Genomic DNA, 20,662 nt, shown 5'->3' with positions numbered 1-20,662 from the left:
GTTTCCACTCCTAGCTGTCGGGCTCGCGGGTTACCTGGTGGTGGGTGGCACGGGATTCTTGATCCGTTGGCCGATATTGACGGCCATCGCCAGCGCGGCCGGCACCAGCCGGTGACAGTCGTCAATGCTGAACCGGTACGCGGGAGCGGAGACGCTGAACGCGCCGACCGGCTGCCCGGCGGCACCGAGGATGGGCAGTCCGACGCAGCGCACGCCCTCCTCGTTCTCCTCGTCGTCGATGGCGAAGCCCCGGGCCCGGACCAGTTCGAGTTCGGCGAGCAGCGCCGCGCCGCGCAGCGTCCGGCCGGTACGTGCCGGCAGCGGGCCGTCCAGGATCTCGGTCCGGCGCCGCTCGTCGAGTACGGCGAGCACCGCCTTACCCATCGAGGTGCTGTGCATGGCCACCCGGTTGCCGACCCGCGAGACCAGCCGGACGGCGGTGGCACTCTCCACCTTGTCCAGGTAGAGGATCTGGTTGCCCACCGGGATACCGAGGTGCACCGTCTCCCCGCTCAACGCGACCAGGTCGTCGAGGTAGGGCCGGGCCACCGCGCGCAGGCCGTCCTCTTCGAGGTACCGCCCGGCGAGCGCGACCAGGGTCGCGCCGAGGTGGAAGCTGCCGGCACGGTCCCGTTCGAGCACGCCGAGTTCCAGCAGGGAGGTGGCGTAGCGGTGGGTGGTGCTCACCGCGATCCGGGCCCGCACGGCGAGTTCGCCCAGGGTCAGGCCGGCGCGGCCGGCCTCGGAGACCGCGCCGATCAGTTCGAAAGCCTTATCGACGCTCGACGATTTTCTTCCGCTCCTCATTCGAGTTACTCGAATCCATTTCCATCGAGTTCCAGATAACGGCGATGTTTACACCGCGAAACAACCCTGTCAACCTTTCGGGGCAACATACATCGGAGGTATCCGGGCCCCTCAAGATCACGGGAGCGCTGCCAGCGCAACGATTTACCTGGCCCGCACCACTTTTGCCCAACCAGACCCGGCCCGTTGTTGGTGCTCGATCCTGCAACAAGGAAACCCGGCGGCCAGACATCCAATGTCTCCACCATTTCGCACATACCTTGATCAATGCGATAAGTGCCTCGCCGGCCGGGCCGCCGGAGCCGGCCACCACCGGGGCCGGATGTCACAACGGGACGGTAGGGTCCCGGGTATGACGAGTGACGAGCAGGAGCGGCGCCCGGCCGACGAGGACTGGGACCGCTTCGTCGACGGACAACTCGCCGAGCTGGGGATCAGCCGCGACGAGCTGGCCCGGCAGGCCGCCCGGGGCGAGTTCGAGTCGGCTTCGGCCCAGCACCTCTGGACCCTGATCGGCTGACCCCCGCCGACGCGGCGGGTCGGGTCAGGCGCGGTGGGTTAGGTCACCGGAGCCGCCCGAGCGGAACAATCCGGGTCGGCCGGACGTTGGTCGAGCGTGTGATCGACGTACCCCTGTCTGTTCTTGACCTTGCACCGGTCGCGGCCGGCACCACCGCCGGCGAGGCCCTGCGGCACACCACCGAACTGGCCCGGCGGACAGAGGAGCTGGGCTACCAGCGCTTCTGGGTCGCCGAGCACCACAACATGCCGGCGATCGCCTCTTCGGCGCCGCCCGTGGTGATCGCCCACCTGGCCGCCGCCACCTCGACGATCCGGGTCGGCTCCGGCGGCGTGATGCTGCCCAACCACGCCCCGCTGGTGGTCGCCGAGCAGTTCGGCACCCTGGAGGCGCTGCACCCCGGCCGGATCGACCTCGGCATCGGCCGGGCGCCCGGGACCGACCAGGTGACCGCGCTCGCGCTGCGCCGAACCATGGAGGGGCTCTCCGCCGAGAACTTCCCGCAGGAGTTCGCCGACCTGGTCAACTACTTCACCGGCGAGCGCCCGGGCCCGATCACCGCCAGCCCCGGCCGGGGCGACATGCCCGAAGTGTGGCTGCTCGGGTCGAGCGGCTTCAGCGCACAGCTCGCCGGCCTGCTCGGCCTGCCGTTCTCGTTCGCCCACCACTTCAGCTCGACCAACACCCTGCCGGCGCTCGCGCTCTACCGGCAGAACTTCCGGCCGTCCCGGTGGTTGGAGAAGCCGTACGCGATGGTGGCGGTCAACGCCGTCTGCGCCGACACCGACGAGCGGGCGCAGTGGCTCGCCGGCCCGGCCGCGCTCTCCTTCCTGCGGCTGCGCTCCGGCCGCCCCGAGCCGCTGGCCAGCCCCGAGGACGCGGCGGCGTACCCGTACACCGAGGCCGAGCGGCTGTTCACCCGGGAACGGATGAACGGCCAGGCGATGGGGAGCCCGGAGACGGTCCGCCGGCAGCTCACCGAGCTGTTGGAACGTACCGGGGCGGACGAGCTGATGCTGACCACGATGGTCTACGACATCGCCGACCGGGTCCGGTCGTTCGAGCTGATCGCCGAACACGTCGCGGGCGGGCTGCGCCAGGACCGGTGACACCGGGTGTTCGTCGATGGCTCGATCATCCGTGAAACAGGATCTTCACGTGGCTGTCACCGGTACGCTTCGTAACCCCGCCTAGTCTTATTACCGGTGGTGGTTCGACATGCGCGGTCGGGACGGGTCGCGTCATGTCGCGGTGTGTGTCGTACCGGGCCGGGTGGGGTGGGCCCCTACCCGGTCCGGTACGACGAGCCTCAGCGCAGGTAGACGTTCGGTTGCGGCGGCGCGGCCATCCCGTTGCCGATGAAGAAGCTCGGATGCGGCGGCTGGTTGTAGGCCGTGTTCTGCCAGGCCACCGCCACCCGGTACTGCGGATCGTGCATCAGCGTGGCGATCCGGGTGCTGGTCACCGTCGGCGTGCTGTAGATCCGCAACGCCCCACTGTCGCTGGTCCGCCAGATCACCTCCTCGCGCCAGTCGCCGAGGATGTCGGCCGAGAGCGCGGGGGTGGACTTGGTGCCGTTGTTCGAGGCCACCCCGCTGCCGGTGAGCAGCCGGGTCTCCCCGCCGGTGCCGTACTTGTCGATCCGGGTGGCGTCGAGCAGTTCGCGTACCGGATCGCCGTCCCACCAGGCCAGGAAGTTGATCGACGAGGGTTTGCGGCCGACGTTCGCGCCGCTCGGGCCGCGCAGCCCGTCGACCGCCGCCGACCAGGACTCCGCGCCCGCGCTGCCGGCGTAGATGTCCCCGGCCACCCCCCGGCCGTTGTCGCCGGACGCCGCGGTCGACCACAGGACCTGACCGGTACGGGCGTTGGCGAACCAGGACGACGGTTTGCTGCTGTCCTCGCTCACCTTGAAGTACTCCAGCCCGGCCCGGCCCGGGTCCAGGTCACCGACGTGCGCGGCGTCGCCGTGACCGTGGCCGGTGTTCCAGAGCACGCCGCCGTTGTCGTCGACACACATCGCGCCGAACAGGATCTCGTCCCGCCCGTCCGCGTCCACGTCCGCGACGGCCAGGCTGTGGTTGCCCTGGCCGGCGTACTGGCTGCCGGCGGAGTTGGAGTCGAACGTCCAGCGCCGGGTCAGGCTGCCGTTGCGGAAGTCCCAGGCGACGATCACGGTCCGGGTGTAGTAACCCCGGGACATGATCAGCGACGGCCGCTGCCCGTCCAGGTACGCCGTGCCGGCGAGGAACCGGTCGACCCGGTTGCCGTAGTTGTCGCCCCAGGAGGAGACGGTGCCCCGGGCCGGCAGGTAGTCAACCGTGGCGGCGACCGCGCCGGTACGACCGTCGAACATGGTCAGGAACTCGGGTCCGGCGAGCACGTACCCGCTGGAGTTGCGGTGGTCGGCCGAGGACGAGCCGATCACCTGGCCGGTGCCGGAACGGGTCCCGTCGGCCGTCTTCATCGCCACCTCGGCGTCGCCGTCACCGTCGTAGTCGTACACCTGGAACTGGGTGTAGTGCGCGCCGGCCCGGATGTTGCGCCCCAGGTCGATCCGCCACAACCTGGTCCCGGTCAGGGTGTACGCGTCGACGAAGACGTTGCCGGTGTAGCCGGACTGCGAGTTGTCCTTGGCGTTGGACGGGTCCCACTTCAGGACGATCTCGTACCGGCCGTCGCCGTCCAGGTCACCGACCGAGGCGTCGTTGGCCGAGTAGGTGTACGCCTCACCGGAGGGCGTGCTGCCGCCCGGCGGCACCTGGAGCCGTACGTCCAGGTAGCCGTTGCCGAACTGGAGCGCCGGCGCCGAGGCAGCCTGTTCGGTGCCGTTCACCACCGCCCGTACGGTGTACGCCGTACCGGCGGCGGCGCCGCTGTCGAGGTAGTTGGTCGCACCGGTGATCGGTGAACCGTTCACCCTGGTCGTGCCCCGGTACAGGTTGAACGCCACCTGCGGGCCCTCGGTGCCGAGCAGCCGCCAGGAGACCAGGTTGGCGCTGCCGGAACGTACGCTGACCAGGCCACGGTCCAGCTCCTCGGCCTGTTTCGCGCCGGCCGGCGGCGTCGGCGGCGGGGTGCTGGTGGGCGGCGGGTCGGTGGTCGGAGCCGGCGTGGTCGGCGTCGGCGGGTTTGTCGGCGTGCTGGTCGGCGGCGGGGCGGTGGTCGGGGCCACTCCCCCGGTGCAGGTGGTGCCGCCCAGTGCGAAGCTCGCCGGTGCCGGGTTGCTGACGTTGTTCCAGGACCCGTTGAAGCCGAACGAGACGGTCCCGTTGGTCGGGATGGCACCGTTGTAACCGACGTTGACCGCGCTCACCTGGGCGCCGGACTGGCTCACCGTGGCGTTCCACGCCTGGGTCACCTGCTGCCCGGCCGCGTACGCCCAGGTGAGGCTCCAGGCGGAGAGCGGGTCGCCGAGGTTGGTGATCGTGACCGAGGCGCCGAATCCGCCCTGCCATTGGTTGCCGACCTGGTAGTCGACCCGGCAGCCGGCTGCGGCGGCCGAGGCGACCACGGTCAGCGCGCCGGTGGCGGCGAGGGTGCCGGCGGTGACGGCGGCGAGCAGCGCGGCGGGCCTCGACCCCAGGCGCGCCGGTCGGGGGTACGCGTCGTCGGGCGGGATGGGTTGTCGTGAGCTGGGCATGTTCGCTCCGTGGAGGACGGTGTGCGCGGCGGCGGCACCGGACAGCCGGAGTCCGGACGGTCCACGTCGGCCCTGCCCTGGGCCGGCGGCTCGCCACCACGCGGAACGGCCGAGAAATGGATCATTTCAACGGCCGGTTCGACAACAGGTCAAGGCTCCGAGCGCACCTGGAGCGTAGGACAAGCCCACGCCACCCACAAGATAGACCGATCCGAATTTAAAGGTTTCAGTTCGCCGGGCGGCGCAGCACCAGGCAACCGCCAGCCGGCACGACCACCGGCGGCCCGACCGGGGCACCGCCGGGCCGCGTGCCGTCGACGCCGGTCGCCAGCACCGGAATGCCCGCGACCGCCACCGACCGCTCCTCGTCGTCATGGTTGAACAGGTAGAGCCAGCGCGTGCCGCCGGGGGTACGGCGGCTGACCGCCTCCACCCCCGCCGGCAGCGACGAGCAGACCGGGCCCGCCCCGGCCGCCCGCGCGGCCCGCTCCAGCAGCGAGCGGTATCCCGCGTCGTCGAGCCGGGTGGAGACGTACCAGGCGACGCCGCCACCGAACCGGTTCCGGGTCACCGCCGGCTGACCGGCCAACCGCCCGTCCGCGTACGCCAGCACGGTCCGCGCCCCGTTCAGGCGTACGGTCTCGCTCCAGAGCCGCCCGCTCGGTTCGCCCGGTTTACTCAGGGCGCTCGGTCGGCCACGGCTGGTGCTGTGTCCTTGGTCGTCTTCCGCGTCGGCGAGCGGGACGAGGGGGAAACGCTCGTTGTCGGCGAGCGGGTGGAACTCCTCCACCCGGATGCCGAGCAGGTCCCGGAACGCTCCCGGGTAGCCGCCCAGGCGGATCCGCCCGTGCTCGTCGGCGACCCCGCTGAGATACCCGACCAGCAGGTGCCCACCACCGGCGACCCAGTCCCGCACCCGCGCCGCGACCAGGTCCGACACCAGGTAGAGCGCGGGCAGGACGAGCAGCTTGTACCCGGCCAGCGGGTCGGGACCGTCGGTGCGGGTCAACTGGTCCGGCCCGACGAAGTCGGCGGTGAAGCCGGCCCGCCACAGCGACCGGTGCGCGGCGGCGACCTCGTCGCGGTAGTCGAGCCGGGACGAGGGCAGGCCCGGCCCGGCCAACGCCCACCCGCACTCGGCGTCCCAGGCGATCGCCACCGACGCCTCGACCTCGCCCGTCCAGACCGCCGCCGACGCCTCAGCCTCACCCGACCAGACCGCCGCCGACGCCTCAGCCTCGCCCGTCCGGGCCGCCGCCGATCCCACGGGGGCCGGTGCCCGCACGTCCGACCCGGTCGACGCGGTGGCGGCGGGTGGGACCGCCTCGGACAGTTCGGAGAGGATCCGGCCCAGTTCGACGGTCTCCCGGAACACCCGGCTGTCCGGTCCGGCGTGCGGGACCAGCGCGGAGTGGAACCGTTCGGCGCCACCGGCCGGTGCCCGCCACTGGAAGAACATCGCTCCCCGGGAACCCCGGGCGACGTACGCCAGGCTGTTGCGCAGCAGACGACCGGGCTCCCGGCTGTGCATCCGGCCGGGTACGTAAATCAGGTTCGGCGCGCTCTCCATCAGCAACCAGCCCGTCCCGTCGGGCACCTTCCGCCCGGCGACCGGACCACCCTCGCCGGTGGCAAGACCGTGGACGTCGCCCGGGACCCGGCGGGCCCAGGACCTGGCGAGGTCGGCCGCGAAGGCGATCTGCTCCTCCGCGCCCCGGTCGGCGGCCGACGGGTAGTGGTCGATCGTCACCAGGTCCACCTCGGACGACCATCGGGCGTGGTCCACCGGCACCCAGTCGCCGAGGACGTAGTTGGTGGTGACCGGGACGTCCGGGGTCGCGGCGCGGAGCAGGTCGCGCTGCTCGACGTACGCGCTGAGCAGTTCGTCGGACCAGAACCGGCGGAAGTCGAGCAACTGGGCCGGGTTGGCCAGGTACTGGGTGGCGCGGGGTGTGGCGACCTGCGCCCAGTCGGAGTAGTGCTGGCTCCAGAAGCTGGTGCTCCAGGCGTCGTTGAGCCGGTCCAGGTCGCCGTGGCGGGTACGCAACCAGTCCCGGAACGCGTCCGTCGCGTACCCGCAGTGGCAGGTGGTGCCGTACTCGTTGTGCACGTGCCAGAGGGCGAGCCCCGGGTGATTCCGGTATCGGTCGGCAAGCGCCTCGGCGATGCCCCGGGCAGCCCGCCGGTACGCCGGAGCGGCGACGCAGTAGGTGTCGCGGCTGCCGTGGTGCAGCCGTACGCCGTCGGCCGTCACCGGCAGCGCCTCCGGGTGGGCGAGGCTGAACCAGGGCGGCGGGGAGGCGGTCGGGGTGGCCAGCGCGACCCGGATCCCGTTGTCGTACAACAGGTCGAGCACCCGGTCGAGCCAGTCGAAGTCGTACCGTCCGGGGTGTGGCTCGAGCCGCGACCAGGCGAAGACGCCGACGGTGACCAGGTTGACCCGGGCCTGGCGCATCAACACCACGTCCTGCGCCCAGACCTGCGCCGGCCACTGCTCCGGGTTGTAGTCGCCGCCGTGGCAGAGCCCGTCCACACCCCTCGGCCACCGCATCCGTCCACTCTCCTCACGTCGGACCTCTTTGTTTACCTGCCATCCGAAGCATCGACAGGAATGGGGCTATGGCCACGAGAAGCGGTGGTGGTGGCACTCATCGTTGGCCGACCACCCATTGACAGTTTGTTTGGAAGCCAAAGAAACTAGAGCAAGGCCACTCGGCGACGCGGGTGAGCCGCAGGGATCGGGAGACCGATCGACCCACTGCTCGGGGTGAGCGCCGGCGGCTGAGCCCCCGAGGGCACGGGTCCGGCGGGGTGCCCAGGTGGGGGGCGCCCCGCCCCCGCCCGATCTCACCCCTTGACCGCGCCGGTGAGCACACCCTTGGTGAAGTGCCGCTGCACGAACGGGTAGACCAGCACCGCCGGGACCACGGTGACCACCACCACCGCCATCTTGATCGCCAACGACGGCGGGTACGCGCTGATCCCCGGCAGGTTCGGCGGGTTACCGGTGACGTGCGGGGACTGGCCGGCGAGCAGGTAGCTCTGCAACACCCGCTGGATCGGGAACTTGTCGTTGTCGTCCAGGTAGAGCACCGAGTTGAAGTACGCGTTCCAGTAGCCGACCGCGTAGAAGAGGCCGACCACCGCCACCACCGCCCGGGACAGCGGCAGCATGATCCGGGTGAGGATGCGGAACTCACCGGCCCCGTCGATCCGCGCGCTGTCGACCAGCTCGCTCGGCACGTTCATGAAGAACGCCCTGATCACCACCAGGTTGAACACGCTGATCGCGCTCGGCAACACCAGCGACCAGAGGCTGTCCTTGAGGCCGAGACCGGTGACCACGAGGTAGCTCGGCACCAACCCGGGAAAAATCAGGAAGGTGAGCAGGAAGAAGAAGAGCAGCGGTCGGTGCGCCAGCGAGTCCGGCCGGGACAGGCCGTACGCCGCGAGCACGGTCAGCACCAGGCTGATCGCCGTACCCGCCAGGGTGACCAACGTACTGACCCAGACCGCCTGGGTGACCTGCCCACCGGAGAAAATCGTCACGTACGCGGAGATGTCGACCTCGCGCGGCACGATCACGATCCCGCCCGCCTCGTTGATCGTCGAACGGGAGGCGAGACTGGTCACCATCACCGCCCAGATCGGCCCCAGCACGGCGAGCACCAGCAGGGTGAGCAGCGTCCCCTTGCCGAGCCGGCCGAGCGGCGTCGGCGGTTCCGCCCAGGCCGGCCGCCGCTCCCGCTCCCGCCGGGCGGCCCGGTGCCGGTCCCGCCGGGCCGCCCGCTCCTGCTCCCGTTCGCGCTCCCTGGTCGGACTGCTCCGGCGTGGCCGGTCCGGTCGGCCCGGTGGCGGGTCAGACCGGCGCGGTCCATCGTGCGGGGTCGCCGTGACGCTCATGATTTCGCATACACCCCCTGCTCGCCGAGCCGGTGCGCGGCGGCGTTCGCGGCCAGGATCAGGATCAGGCCGACCACCGCCTTGAAGAGTCCGGCCGCCGCGCCCAGGCCCCACTGCTGGGGCACGATGGCCTGGTAGTAGACAAAGGTGTCGAGCACCTCGGCCGCCTGCCGGCCGACCGCCTCCCGTTGCAGGATGAACTGCTCGAAGCCGACCGAGAGCGCGTCACCGAGTCGCATGATCAGCAGCAGGATGATGACCGGTCGCAGGCCGGGCAAAGTGATGTGCCAGAGGCGCCGCCACCGGCCGGCACCGTCGGCGGCGGCGGCCTCGTAGAGATTCTGGTCGATCGCGGACAGCGCGGCGAGGAAGACGATCGCACCCCAGCCCGCGTCCTTCCAGACCGCCTCCGCGGTGACCAGCACGATGAAGGTGTCCGGGTTGGTCATCACGTCCCACGGTTCGAACCCGGCCTGGCGCAACTCCTGCGAGAGCAGGCCGGCGCCGCCGAGCATCTGCACGAAGAAGGTCACCACCAGCACCCAACTGAAGAAGTGCGGCAGGTAGACCACGCTCTGCACGAAGCCGCGTACCCGGCCGGAGACCACGCTGTTGAGCAGGATCGCCAACAGGATCGGCAGCGGGAAGAAGAAGACGAGCTGGAACAGCGTGATGGTCAGGGTGTTGCGTACGGCATCCCAGAACGCCGGGTCGGTGAAGAGGGTCTCGAAGTTGCCGAACCCGATCCACTCGCTGTGCAGGAAGGCGTCGAGCGGGTCGTCGCCGAGGAACGGGTTGTAGTCCTGGAAGGCGATCACGTTGCCGAGCGTCGGCAGGTAGTGGAAGACCAACAGCAGCAGCGCCGCCGGCGCGGCCATCACCAGCAGCGGCCAGTCCCGCCGCAACCGGTCCCGCAGGCCGCGCCGCTTCCGTACGGCAGGCCGGTTCCGTACGGGATTTGGGTTTCGCCGCTCCCGGGCGGTCTCCGCGCTCATCTGCCGTTGTCGGCCAGGGTCTTCTCCAGGAAGGCCCGGCCCTCGTCACCGCCGCCGGAGCGGAACTCCCGGACCACCTGGTCCAGGTCACCGACCGGCCGCCGGCCGCGCAGGATGTCGTTGATCTTGTCTTCGCTCGGCACCAGCACCTTGGCGTAGTTGGCCGGCAGTTCGAGCTTGATCCCGGCGAACAGATCCGGCTCCATGTGCCCGATCGTGGCCCGGTGGTAGGCGAGGTAGTCCTGCACGTAGTTCGGGGTGTCGCCGCTGCGCACCTTCACCGGGACCCGGCCACCGAGGTAGTCGAACTGCGACGCCTTCTCCTTGCGGCCCAGGTCGGTGGGGATCGGGCTGCCGTCGGCGGCGCGGGTGAAGTGGCTGCCCTCGACACCGTACTCGCGCAACTCGTACTCGCGGCTGCCGAACGGGGCGGCGCCCCAGTCGAGCACCCGCAGGATCTCCTCAATACGCGCCCTGCCGAGCCCCTTCTTGACAAAGGTGAAGAAGATCGGCTTCTCGCTGCCCCAGATCACCGGCTTGGTGGTGCCGGCGCCGAAGACCTGCAACGGCTGCATGTTGAAGGTCGGGGTCACCTTGGCCTGCTCGCCCTGCATGCCCTGCCAGGCACCGAGCCCGTCCTGGTACATCGAGATCTTGCCGCCGTTGAAGAGCTGCTTCTCGTCCGCACCCCTGCTGGCCACCGTGTCCGGATGGACCAGCCCCTCGGCGAAGAGCCGGGCGGTGAACTCCAGCGCGGCCCGGTACTCGGGCAGCTCGTACTTGTGGACCAGGCCGCCGTCGGGCTTCTTCCGCCAGCCGTTCTGCACCCCGGGACAGCCGAAGTACTGCTGGATCATGGAGAAGACACTGCCGAACGCCCAGACGCCCCGGTCGGCCCGGGTCATCTGCCTGCCGAACTGGTAGAGCTCGTCGGTGCTGGTCGGCGGGGCGACACCGGCGGCGTCGGTGAGATCCTTGCGGTGGAACATGGCGAAGGCGAACGGCCCGTCGGTGGGGAACGGCACCGAGTAGAGCCGGCCACCCCAGACCGCGTACTGCCAGGCGCCGGTGGAGAGCGAGGCGAGATTCGGGTACGCGTACACCGCGTCGCCCTTGAGATAGTCGGTGAGGTCCTCGAAGAGCGCCTTGACCGCGTCGGAGAACCGCGAGATCTTGTCGATCTCCCAGTTCGGCCCGACCAGCAGGTCCGGTACGTCCCGCGCGCCGAGCACCGCGCTGAGCTTGTCGGCGTACGTGTTGCCGTCCTGGAGGCTCGGGTTGACGACTACGCCGAGCTGGGCGTTCACCGCGTCCAGATAGGAATTGCGGCCGACCCCGGGCGGGGTCGGCCCCCACCACGGCGACATCGTCCTGATCTCCGCGCCGCCGGCCCCGGGCTTCGCGGCCACCGAGGTGACCAGGGTACGTGGATACGTCAGGAAACCCTGCGGGATCGGCCCCTCGCCAGGGATGTCCGGCTTGACCAGGTCGACCGGGCGGTGGTTCGGCAGTACGCCCGAGACCGCGTCGCCCCGGGTGGCACTGCCCCGACTGCCCGCCTCCTTGCTGCAACCGGTGAGCAGACCGCCGCTGGCCAGCGCGGCGCCGCCGAGGGCGACCAGGCCGAGGAAACGTCGACGGTCGGTGGCCCCGCTCGGATGCGTCGGATCCACGGGACGCTCCCTTCGTTCGGTGGGGTGTGCGGCGGAGGGACGCACAGGTAGAGTTATTTCGTCGGGTGACTAAACTAAGTTAATCGACAGCGACCACTGCCACAAGGGACACCGGCGACACACCACGCGTTAGGAAGGGCCCCTTCCTATACAAAAAGCGATAACAAGGGGCCCTTCCTTAACAAAGCAGCGGGTGGCGGGTACGGTCAGGCGGCCAGTACGCGGGGAGCGGAAAGACTTTGATCACGATGCAGACCGGTGCCGAACCGGCCGACCTCGCCGACGTACGGGCCACCAACCTCGCCGTCGTGCTCCGGCACGTACGCGCGCACGCGCCCTGTTCCCGGGCGGACATCGCCGCCTCGACCGGGCTCAACAAGGCCACCGTCTCCAGCCTGGTCGCCGACCTGATCGACCGGCGACTGCTGCGCGAGACCGGGCTGACCGAAAATCGGATCGGACGCCCCGCCACCATGCTGGTCCTCGACGGCGGCCCGTACGCCGCGATCGGCATCGAGGTCGCCGCCGACCAGCTCACCGTGGTCGCGGTCGACCTCGGCGGCACCGAACTGCTCACCTGGCGTCGGGCCTTCACCGGCCACGGCGGGACCGGGACGCGGGCGGTCAGCGCGATCGCCGCCCTGGCCAACCGGGCGACCGGCCGGCTCGCCGCACAGGGGCGCGCGGTGCTCGGGCTGACGGTCGGCGTACCGGGCCTGGTCGACGGTGCCGGCACGGTGCGAACCTCACCCGGCCTCGGCTGGCGGGACCTGCCACTCGGGGCCGACCTGCGCCGGGCACTACGCGAACCGTCCTTCGAGGTGGTGATCGACAACGACGCGAACCTGGCCGCGTTGGCCGAGCACCGGCAGGGCCCGTACGCCGGCACCGCGAACCTGGTCCACCTCACCGCCGGAGCCGGCATCGGGGCCGGCGTGATCGCCGACGGCCGACTGCTGCGCGGCGGGCGCGGCTTTGCCGGCGAGATCGGCCACCTCTGCCTCGACCCGCGCGGTCCCGCCTGCCCGTGCGGGCGACGGGGCTGCCTGGAGGCGCTGGCCGGGGTGCCGGCGCTGATCCGGCGGGTGCTGCCGGACGCCACACAGGACGGTCCGGTCACCGACTTCGCCCCCGAGGTGGAGCGGGTCCGCGCCCGTGCCCGGCAGGGCGACAGAATGGTCCTGGAGGCGCTCACCGAGACCGGACGGCATCTCGGGCACGGCCTCGCCGCGCTCGCCAACCTGGTCAACCCCGAGGTGGTCCTGCTCGGCGGTTACTTCGTCACCCTCGCGCCGTGGCTGTTGCCGGCCGCCGAGGGCGAGCTTGCCGCGCGTACGGTGGCGCCGGAGGCCGGGGGCGCCCGGCTGGCCGCCTCCGCGCTCGGACCGGGCGCGGCCGCGGTCGGCGGTGCGGCCCGCGCCCTGGCGATGGTCGACGCCGGCCGGCTGCCCTCCGCCCCGCTGGCCGGTTGAGGGTCGGCCCGGTGGCCGGTTCAGGGTCGGCCCGGTGGCCGGTTCAGGGTCGGCCCGGTGGCCGGTTCAGGGTCGGCCCGGTGACCGATACACGGTCGCGCCGCTGACAGCTTGCGACAGATCGACGGTCGCCATCCCTTGACCGCCTCGGCGCCGTGGTGGCAGCCTCGAAGGGCTTCATCGTCGCGCCCGGCGTCCGGCGTGCCAATGGGCTTTACCTCGCACGGCCGTCGAAGCGCTTCGAGCTTCCCGGGCTGGCGGCCGGTCAACCTCCCGCCATCCCACCATGCTCGAACCGAGGTCTTCGCGGCCCTCACCGTCGACGTCGGCGGCTCCGCCCGGAGATCACGAAAGGTGATCGACATGCGCCAGCCGACCCTGCGCGAGGCCCTGCCCATGTGCGCTCCCCCGGCCCCGGGCGAGCCCGCCACATCCGCCGAGGCGAGCGGACCGCTCCGGTCCGAGCCCGCCACACCCGCCGAGGCAAGCGGACCACCCCGGTCCGAGCCCGGTCGCGGCTTTCGCGACCCGAGCCTGCCCTTGCCGGCCCGGGTCGCCGACCTGGTCGGTCAGCTCACCCTGGCCGAGAAGATCGGCCTGCTGCACCAGTACCAGGCGCCCGTCCCCCGGCTCGGCATCGGCACCTTCCGCACCGGCACCGAGGCTTTACACGGGCTGGCCTGGCTCGGCCCGGCCACCGTCTTCCCGCAGTCGGTCGGGCTGGCCAGCAGTTGGCACCCGGAGCTGCTGCGCGCGGTCGGCGACGCGGTCGGCGACGAGGTACGCGGCCGGCACCGCCAGGAGCCGACCCGGATCGGACTCAACGTCTGGGCGCCGGTGGTGAACCCGCTGCGCGATCCCCGCTGGGGGCGCAACGAGGAAGGGTACGCCGAGGACCCGTGGCTGACCGGGGTGCTCGCCACCGCGTACGCCAACGGGCTGCGCGGCGACCACCCCACCTACCTCAAGACCGCCCCGACGTTGAAACACTTCCTCGGCTACAACAACGAGACCGACCGCTGCCTGAGCTCCAGCAACCTGCCACCCCGGGTGCTGCACGAGTACGAACTGCGCGCCTTCCGCGCACCGCTGGCGGCCGGCGCGGCGGTGGCCGTGATGGCGTCGTACAACCTGGTCAACGGGCGGCCGACGCACCTCAGCCCGCTGCTGCGCCGGGAGCTGCGGGCGAGCGCGCCCGGCGAGATCATGGTCGTCGGCGACGCGGGTGCGGTGACCAACCTGGCCGGCGCGCAGGGCGTGGCGCCGGACCACCCGAGCGGGTACGCCGCCGCGCTGCGGGCCGGCGTCGACAACGTCACCGAGGACGACACCGACGGGGCACCGTCGCGTGCCCGGTTCACCGAGGCGCTGCGCCGGGGTCTGCTCGCCGAGTCCGACCTGGACCAGGCGGCCCGCCGCCTGCTCACCATCCGGTTCCGGCTGGGCGAGTTCGACCCGCCAGCAGGCAACCCGTACACCACGATCAGCCCGGACATGGTCGACTGTGCCGCCCACCGACGACTGGCCCGACGGGCCGCACGGGAGTCGTTCGTGCTGCTGCGCAACGACGGGCTGCTGCCGCTCGACCCGCCCAGCACCGGCACCGTGGCGGTGCTCGGGCCGCTGGCCGACACCCTGCACACGGACTGGTACAGCGGCACCCTGCCGTATGCGGTCACCGCGCGGGACGGACTCGGGGCGCGGCTGGGCACCGAGGTTGCGTACCACCCCGGGGTGGACCGGATCGTGCTACGGGTGACCGGCCCGCGCGGCGGTTGGGTGCACGCCGGCACCGACCCGGCCGGCGCCCCACTGACCGTGACGCCCGGGCCCGACCCCGTCCCCACCGCCGACCCCGTCCCCACCGCCGGCCCGGGCACGACGGCGGACCCGGTTGGCGGTCCGGACCCGACCGACAGTCCAGACCCGGACGCGACGCCGGACCCAGCCGACAGTCCAGACCCGGACGCGACGCCGGACCCAGCCGACGGTCCGGACCCGGACGCGACGCCGGACCCAGCCGACGGTCCAGACCTGGCCGACGGTCCGGACCCGACCGGCTGGTTCGAGGTGTACGACTGGGGTGGCGGCCTGGTCGCGTTGCGGTCCGTCGCGAACGGCCGGCACGTCGGCGCCGACCCGGGCGGCACACTGGTCAACGACCGGCCCGGCCCCGGGGGCTGGCTGGTTCGGGAGACGTTCCGGCTGCTCGACCGGGCGGACGGGCAGGTGCTGCTCTGGCACGAGGCGAGCGGACGGCACGTTCGGGTGGGGGTCGACGGGGTGCTGCGGGCGGACGCGGTGGAGCCCGAACGGGCCAGCCCGTTCACCGTCGAGCCGCTCGCCTCGGGCGCGACCGAGGCGGCCGCGCTCGCCGCCGACGCCGACGTGGCCGTGGTGGTGCTCGGCAACCACCCGATGGTCAACGGGCGGGAGACCGAGGACCGGGCCGACCTCGCCCTGCCGGCCGGGCAGGAGGCACTGCTGCGGGCGGTGTACGCGGCGAATCCGCGTACGGTGCTCGTGCTGACCAGTGGTTACCCGTACGCGGTCGGCTGGGCCGACGAGCATCTGCCGGCCGTACTCTGGTCCGCGCACGGGGGCCAGGAGTACGGGCACGCGCTGGCCGCCGTACTCTGCGGCGACGCCGACCCCGGCGGACGGCTCACCCAGACCTGGTACCGCGCCGCCACCGAGCTGCCCGACCTGCTCGACTACGACATCGTGGCCAGCGACGCGACCTACCTCTACTACCGGGGCAGGCCGCTCTACCCGTTCGGGCACGGGCTGAGCTACACCACGTTCGGCTATCGGGACCTGCGCTGCGACACCGACGCGATCGACCCGGACGGGCTGGTCGAGGTGAGCGTCGCGGTCTCCAACGACGGCGACCGGCCCGGGGTCGAGGTGGTACAGCTCTACACCCGGCAGCGCCGGTCCCGGGTCAAGCAGCCGCTGCGCCAGTTGCGCGGATTCGCCCGGGTGACGCTCGAACCGGGCGAACGGACCACGGTACGGATCCCGCTGCGCGCCGCCGACCTGGCACACTGGGACGTCACCCGCGACCGGTGGGTGGTCGAAGAGGCTCGGCACACCATCGCCGTCGGACGCTCCAGCATGGACATCCGGGCCACCACGGCGCTGACCGTACGCGGCGAACGGATCGGCCCCCGCGACCTCGGGTCGGGACCACTGCGCGCCGCCAGCCACGACGAGTATGCCGGGGTGGTGCTGGTCCCGGGCAGCGGGAGCGCGGACGCGGTCACCGCCGTCGAGGCGGGCGCCTGGCTGCGGTTCGGCTCGGTCGACCTGGCTCCGGGGATCATCGGCGTCACCGCCCGGATCGCCAGCCCACCCGACCGTTCCGGTGGCCCATCCGGTCGCCGCGTTGGCGCGGGCGCGCTGACGCTGCGGTTGGACGACCCGGTCGCTGGTCCGGTGGTCGGTGTCATTCCGGTTCCCGCGATGGACCTGCGCGATCCCGTTCCCGGTCGGGAGCGGGACTGGGCCGAGGTGACCGGCCGTTGGACGGGTGTGGCAACCGGGGTACGCGACCTGTACCTCCTCTTCGACGCTCCAGGCGTTACCGTGAGCTGGTTGAACTTCGTCGGTGCGACGATCGGTCAACGCTCCGTGGCTGGTGTTGGAGGCGCCTAGTGTCTGATCCGTCCGCCGTCGTCCCGGCCGACAGCGACGTACCGAGCCGCGCTGACAAACCGGTGGAGCCCGACGTACCGCCCCCGGGCGAGGGTCAGCCGGCAAAACGGCCGGACATGGTGACCATCGCGGACGTGGCCCGGCACGCGGGTGTCGCGGTGAGCACGGTGTCGTACGTCCTCAGTGGCAAGCGGGCCATCTCGGCGACCACCCGGGAACGGGTGCTGACCAGCGTACGGAAGCTCGGTTACCACCCGAACGCGGGCGCGCGGGCGCTGGCCAGCCGGCGGGCGAACGTGATCGCGCTGGTGCTGCCGCTGCGTTCGGGCATGCACCTGCCGGTACTCATGCAGTTCGCCACGTCGGTGGTGACCACCGCCCGGCAGTTCGGTCACGACGTGCTGCTGCTCACCGCCGACGACGGCCCGGCGGAGCTGCGCCGGATCGCCGCCAGCGCGATGGTCGACGGGCTGATCCTGATGGACGTGGAGATGGACGACCCGCGCGTGCCGCTGCTGCGGCGGTTGGAGCGGCCCAGCGTGCTGATCGGTTTCCCCGCCGACGCCGCCGGTCTGACCTGTGTGGACCTCGACTTCTACCAGGCCGGGCAGGTCTGCGTGGAACACCTGGCCCGGCTGGGACACCGGACGATCGCGCTGCTCGGCGCGCCCGCGGTGGTCTACGAGCGGGGCACCGGCTTCGCCCGCCGCACCCGGGCCGGCTTCACCGAGACCGCGCTGCGGCTCGGACTCACCGCGATCGCCCAGCCGTGCGAGGAGAACTACGACTCCGTACGCCACGAGCTGGCCGGCCTGTTCGCCCGCGAACCGGGGCTGTCCGCCCTGGTGGTGCACAACGAGGCGGCGGTGGGGCAGGTGCTGGCCGCGCTGCCGACGTACGGCCGCAGCGTGCCCGGTGACATCTCGGTGGTGGCGATCTGCCCGGACGAGTTGGCCGAGCGGTCCAGCCCGGCGCTGACCTCGGTGCTCGTCCCGGCCGAGGAGGTCGGCCAGCGGGCGGTGACGCTGCTGATGGAGAAGCTGGCCGGCGAGCGGGTGCCGGAGGGCACGTTGCTCGACCCCCGGCTCACCGTACGAGCCAGCACCAGCGTCCCGGCCCTCACCCCCACCGGGTCCTGATCCGGGCCTTGCCTGCCGGCGTCGGTGCCTGATCGACTGGGGCATGGGCACGCACATGGACCCGGAGGAGTTCCGCCGCAACGGTTACGCCGTGGTGGACTGGATCGCCGACTACTGGACGCACCTGTCCGAGCGGCCGGTGGCACCCGCCGACCCGCCCGGCACGGTGGCGGCCCTGCTGCCGACCGGCCCACCCGAGCGGGGTGAACCGTTCGACCGGATCCTCGCCGACCTGGACACCGTCGTCACGCCGGGCCTGACCCATTGGCAGCACCCCGGATTCTTCGGCTACTTCCCGGCCAACACCTCCGGCCCGAGTGTGCTCGGCGACCTGGTCAGCGCCGGGCTCGGGGTGCAGGGCATGCTCTGGGCCAGCGCGCCGGCCTGCACCGAGGTCGAGACGGTGATGCTGGACTGGCTGGCCGAACTGCTGGACCTGCCGGAACGTTTCCGGTCGAGCGGCGCCGGGGGCGGCGTGATCCAGGACTCGGCCTCCTCGGCGACCCTGGTGGCCACGCTCGCCGCGCTGCACCGGGCCAGTGCCGGGCGCTGGCGCGGCCACGGGCTGGACCGCCGCTACCGGGTCTACACCTCGTCCCAGGCGCACTCGTCGGTCGAGAAGGCGGTCCGGATCGCCGGGCTCGGCGACGACGGGATACGCGCGATCGACGTGGACCCGGTGACCCTGGCGATGCGGCCGGAGTCGCTGCGCGCGGCGATCGAGGCGGACCGGGCCGTCGGCGACGTACCGGCGTTGGTGGTGGCGACGGTCGGGACCACCTCGACCACCGCCGTCGACCCGCTGCCGGAGATCGGCGAGCTGTGCCGGGCGTACGGGCTCTGGCTGCACGTCGACGCCGCGTACGCCGGAGCCGCCGCGGTCTGTCCGGAACTGCGCTGGTCGCACGCCGGGGTGGAGTACGCCGACTCGTACTGCTTCGACCCGCACAAGTGGCTGCTCACCGGCTTCGACTGTGACGCGTTCTGGGTCGCCGACCGGGCCGAGCTGACCGAGGCGCTGACCGTACTGCCGGAGTTCCTGCGCAACGCGGCCAGCGAGTCCGGCGCGGTGCTCGACTACCGCGACTGGCAGGTGCCGCTGGGCCGGCGGTTCCGGGCGTTGAAGCTCTGGTTCGTGCTGCGCTGGTACGGCGCCGAGGGGCTGCGGGCGCACGTCCGCCACGGGATCGCGCTGGCCGGACACTTCGCCGACCTGGTCCGCGCCGACGAGCGGTTCGAGGTGGTCGCCCCGCACCCGTTCTCGCTGGTCTGCTTCCGGCTCCGGGCCGCCCACAACGACGACAATCCGAACACCGCCGACAGCGACAGTCCGAACACCGGCATCGACCGTTCGGAGACCGGAGCCGTTCCGAACACCGGCATCGACAGATCGAAGACCGGAGCCGTTCCGAACACCGACGCCGACGATCCGGCCAGCGCCGCCTCGGCGGCGGACGCGCTCAACGCGGAACTGCTGGCCCGGGTCAACGCCACCGGCCGGGTTCACCTGACGCACACCCGGGTCGGCGGTCGGCACACGCTGCGGCTGGCGGTGGGCGCGCCGCAGACCACGTACCGGGAGGTGGAGCTGGCCTGGCGGCTGCTCCGGCAGACCGCGACCACGCTGCTGCGCGGGTCGGCCGGCTGAGCCGTTCGGCTACCGTGACCGGCGTGACCGACACGATCTGGGCCGCCGTGCGTGCCTGCCGGACCGCGCTCGACGAGGCGAACGGCCTCGACCGGCAGGAGCTGACCTGCCGGGTGCTGAAGGTCGCCGAGGAGGCCGGCGAGGCGGCCGGGGCCTGGATCGGCGTGCTCGGCCAGAATCCGCGCAAGGGCGTGACCCACACCCCGGCCGAGGTGGCCGGCGAACTCGCCGACGTGGCGCTGGCCGCGCTGATCGCGATCGAGAGCCTCGGCTTCGACGCCCGCGAGGTGCTCGACCGCTGCGCCGGCAAGGTCGGCGCCCGGCTCGCCTCGGCCGGCGGCAACCCGGAGGTGCCGGTCACACCGGTCTGAGCCCATGCGGCAGACTGTCGATTGATCGATGGTTGTCGAGATATGGGAGGCAGCGACGTGCTGGAGATCATCGGCGCCGGCTTTGGGCGTACCGGCACCATGTCCACCAAGGAGGCGCTGGAGCTGCTCGGCTTCGGCCCCTGTCACCACATGACCGAGCTGTTCCGGCAACCGGCGAGCATCGCCGGCTGGCTCCGGGTGGCCGAGGGTGGACCGGCCGACTGGGACTCGTTGTACGCCGGCTACCGCTCCACGTTGGACTGGCCGGGCGCCTACTTCTGGCGCGACCTCGTCGCGACCTATCCCGATGCCCGGGTGCTGCTGACCGTACGCGACCCGGACCGCTGGTACGACAGCGTCGCCAGCACCATCTACCGGCCCCGGTCGTCCGACCCCTCGACCCTGTCCCCGGCGGTGCGACGGGCGACCGAGGAGCGACCGGAGTTGCTGGACCAGCCGAGGCTGGCCGAGAAACTGGTCTGGCAGGGGACCTTCGGCGGCCGGTTCGCCGACCGGGCGCACGCGATCGGGGTCTACACCGCCCACCTGGCCGAGGTACGTGCCACCGTACCGGCCGGTCGGCTGCTCGAATTCGACCCGGCGCAGGGCTGGGAACCGCTCTGCTCGTGGCTCGGTGTCGACCCGCCCGACACTCCGTTTCCGCTGCTCAACACGGGGGAATCGTTCCGGGAGCGGATCGCGGACCCGGACGGGTTACGCGGCCTCTGACGGCGCGCCGGCCGCTCCGGCGGGTGCTCGTGTCCGCCATCCGGCAGGCGGACGAGCGGACAGACGGACCGACGAGCGGACAGACGGACGGACGAGCGGACGAGC

The 20,662-nt window shown here is 71.8% G+C and carries 14 protein-coding genes; 8 read left to right on the top strand and 6 right to left on the bottom strand.

What is annotated here, in order from left to right:
* Window positions 1–30 precede the first annotated feature (30 nt).
* Window positions 31–807, bottom strand: a complete 777-nt coding sequence (locus ACI2K4_RS17775; protein WP_404512586.1) for an IclR family transcriptional regulator — start codon at window positions 805–807, stop codon at window positions 31–33.
* 352 nt (window positions 808–1,159) lie between these two features.
* Between ACI2K4_RS17775 and ACI2K4_RS17770 the strand changes: the two genes are divergently transcribed.
* Window positions 1,160–1,327, top strand: coding sequence for a hypothetical protein (locus ACI2K4_RS17770; RefSeq protein ID WP_404512584.1), 168 nt, complete (start codon window positions 1,160–1,162; stop codon window positions 1,325–1,327).
* Between the two features lie 98 nt (window positions 1,328–1,425).
* Window positions 1,426–2,436: an LLM class flavin-dependent oxidoreductase gene (locus ACI2K4_RS17765; RefSeq protein ID WP_404512582.1), complete on the top strand. Its 1,011-nt coding sequence runs from the start codon at window positions 1,426–1,428 to the stop codon at window positions 2,434–2,436.
* 200 nt (window positions 2,437–2,636) lie between these two features.
* Here ACI2K4_RS17765 and ACI2K4_RS17760 read toward each other — a convergent pair whose 3' ends face one another.
* The 5 genes from ACI2K4_RS17760 to ACI2K4_RS17740 all read right to left on the bottom strand — a co-directional run bounded on the left by ACI2K4_RS17760 (window position 2,637) and on the right by ACI2K4_RS17740 (window position 11,541).
* Window positions 2,637–4,970: a cellulose binding domain-containing protein gene (locus ACI2K4_RS17760; RefSeq protein ID WP_404512580.1), complete on the bottom strand. Its 2,334-nt coding sequence runs from the start codon at window positions 4,968–4,970 to the stop codon at window positions 2,637–2,639.
* Window positions 4,971–5,196: 226 nt separating this feature from the next.
* The gene (locus ACI2K4_RS17755) at window positions 5,197–7,521 is read right to left on the bottom strand and encodes a beta-galactosidase (protein ID WP_404512578.1); all 2,325 of its coding nucleotides are present in this window, start codon (window positions 7,519–7,521) and stop codon (window positions 5,197–5,199) included.
* Window positions 7,522–7,817: 296 nt separating this feature from the next.
* Window positions 7,818–8,873, bottom strand: coding sequence for a carbohydrate ABC transporter permease (locus ACI2K4_RS17750; protein WP_404512576.1), 1,056 nt, complete (start codon window positions 8,871–8,873; stop codon window positions 7,818–7,820).
* Window positions 8,870–9,868, bottom strand: a complete 999-nt coding sequence (locus tag ACI2K4_RS17745) for an ABC transporter permease (protein WP_404512574.1) — start codon at window positions 9,866–9,868, stop codon at window positions 8,870–8,872. The genes ACI2K4_RS17750 and ACI2K4_RS17745 overlap by 4 nt, the downstream gene beginning before the upstream one ends.
* Complete coding sequence (locus tag ACI2K4_RS17740; RefSeq protein WP_404512572.1) at window positions 9,865–11,541, bottom strand: extracellular solute-binding protein; 1,677 nt, start codon at window positions 11,539–11,541, stop codon at window positions 9,865–9,867. Before ACI2K4_RS17740 ends, ACI2K4_RS17745 begins: the two co-directional genes overlap by 4 nt.
* A 248-nt stretch (window positions 11,542–11,789) precedes the next feature.
* On the opposite strand from ACI2K4_RS17740, the gene ACI2K4_RS17735 reads away from it, so the two are divergent.
* The 6 genes from ACI2K4_RS17735 (at window position 11,790) to ACI2K4_RS17710 (ending at window position 20,557) form a co-directional block, all read left to right on the top strand.
* Window positions 11,790–13,013 (top strand): ROK family protein, encoded by a 1,224-nt coding sequence (locus ACI2K4_RS17735; protein WP_404512978.1) that lies wholly within the window; start codon window positions 11,790–11,792, stop codon window positions 13,011–13,013.
* A gap of 363 nt (window positions 13,014–13,376) precedes the next feature.
* Window positions 13,377–16,670, top strand: a complete 3,294-nt coding sequence (locus tag ACI2K4_RS17730; protein WP_404512570.1) for a glycoside hydrolase family 3 C-terminal domain-containing protein — start codon at window positions 13,377–13,379, stop codon at window positions 16,668–16,670.
* 116 nt (window positions 16,671–16,786) lie between these two features.
* Entirely contained in the window at window positions 16,787–17,809 is a 1,023-nt protein-coding gene (locus ACI2K4_RS17725; RefSeq protein WP_404512977.1) for a LacI family DNA-binding transcriptional regulator, read from the top strand.
* Between the two features lie 43 nt (window positions 17,810–17,852).
* Window positions 17,853–19,457, top strand: coding sequence for a pyridoxal-dependent decarboxylase (locus tag ACI2K4_RS17720; RefSeq protein WP_404512568.1), 1,605 nt, complete (start codon window positions 17,853–17,855; stop codon window positions 19,455–19,457).
* A 23-nt stretch (window positions 19,458–19,480) separates the two neighbouring features.
* On the top strand, window positions 19,481–19,828 hold the full coding sequence (locus tag ACI2K4_RS17715; protein ID WP_404512566.1) for a hypothetical protein: 348 nt from the start codon (window positions 19,481–19,483) through the stop codon (window positions 19,826–19,828).
* Between the two features lie 42 nt (window positions 19,829–19,870).
* Window positions 19,871–20,557: a sulfotransferase family protein gene (locus ACI2K4_RS17710; protein WP_404512564.1), complete on the top strand. Its 687-nt coding sequence runs from the start codon at window positions 19,871–19,873 to the stop codon at window positions 20,555–20,557.
* Window positions 20,558–20,662 lie beyond the last annotated feature (105 nt).

Source organism: Micromonospora sp. NPDC050397, from assembly GCF_044901685.1.
In the GTDB taxonomy this organism is placed as follows: domain Bacteria; phylum Actinomycetota; class Actinomycetes; order Mycobacteriales; family Micromonosporaceae; genus Micromonospora_G.
Note: the sequence above shows the minus strand (reverse complement) of the source record. Positions and strands in the feature narration are given on the sequence as shown.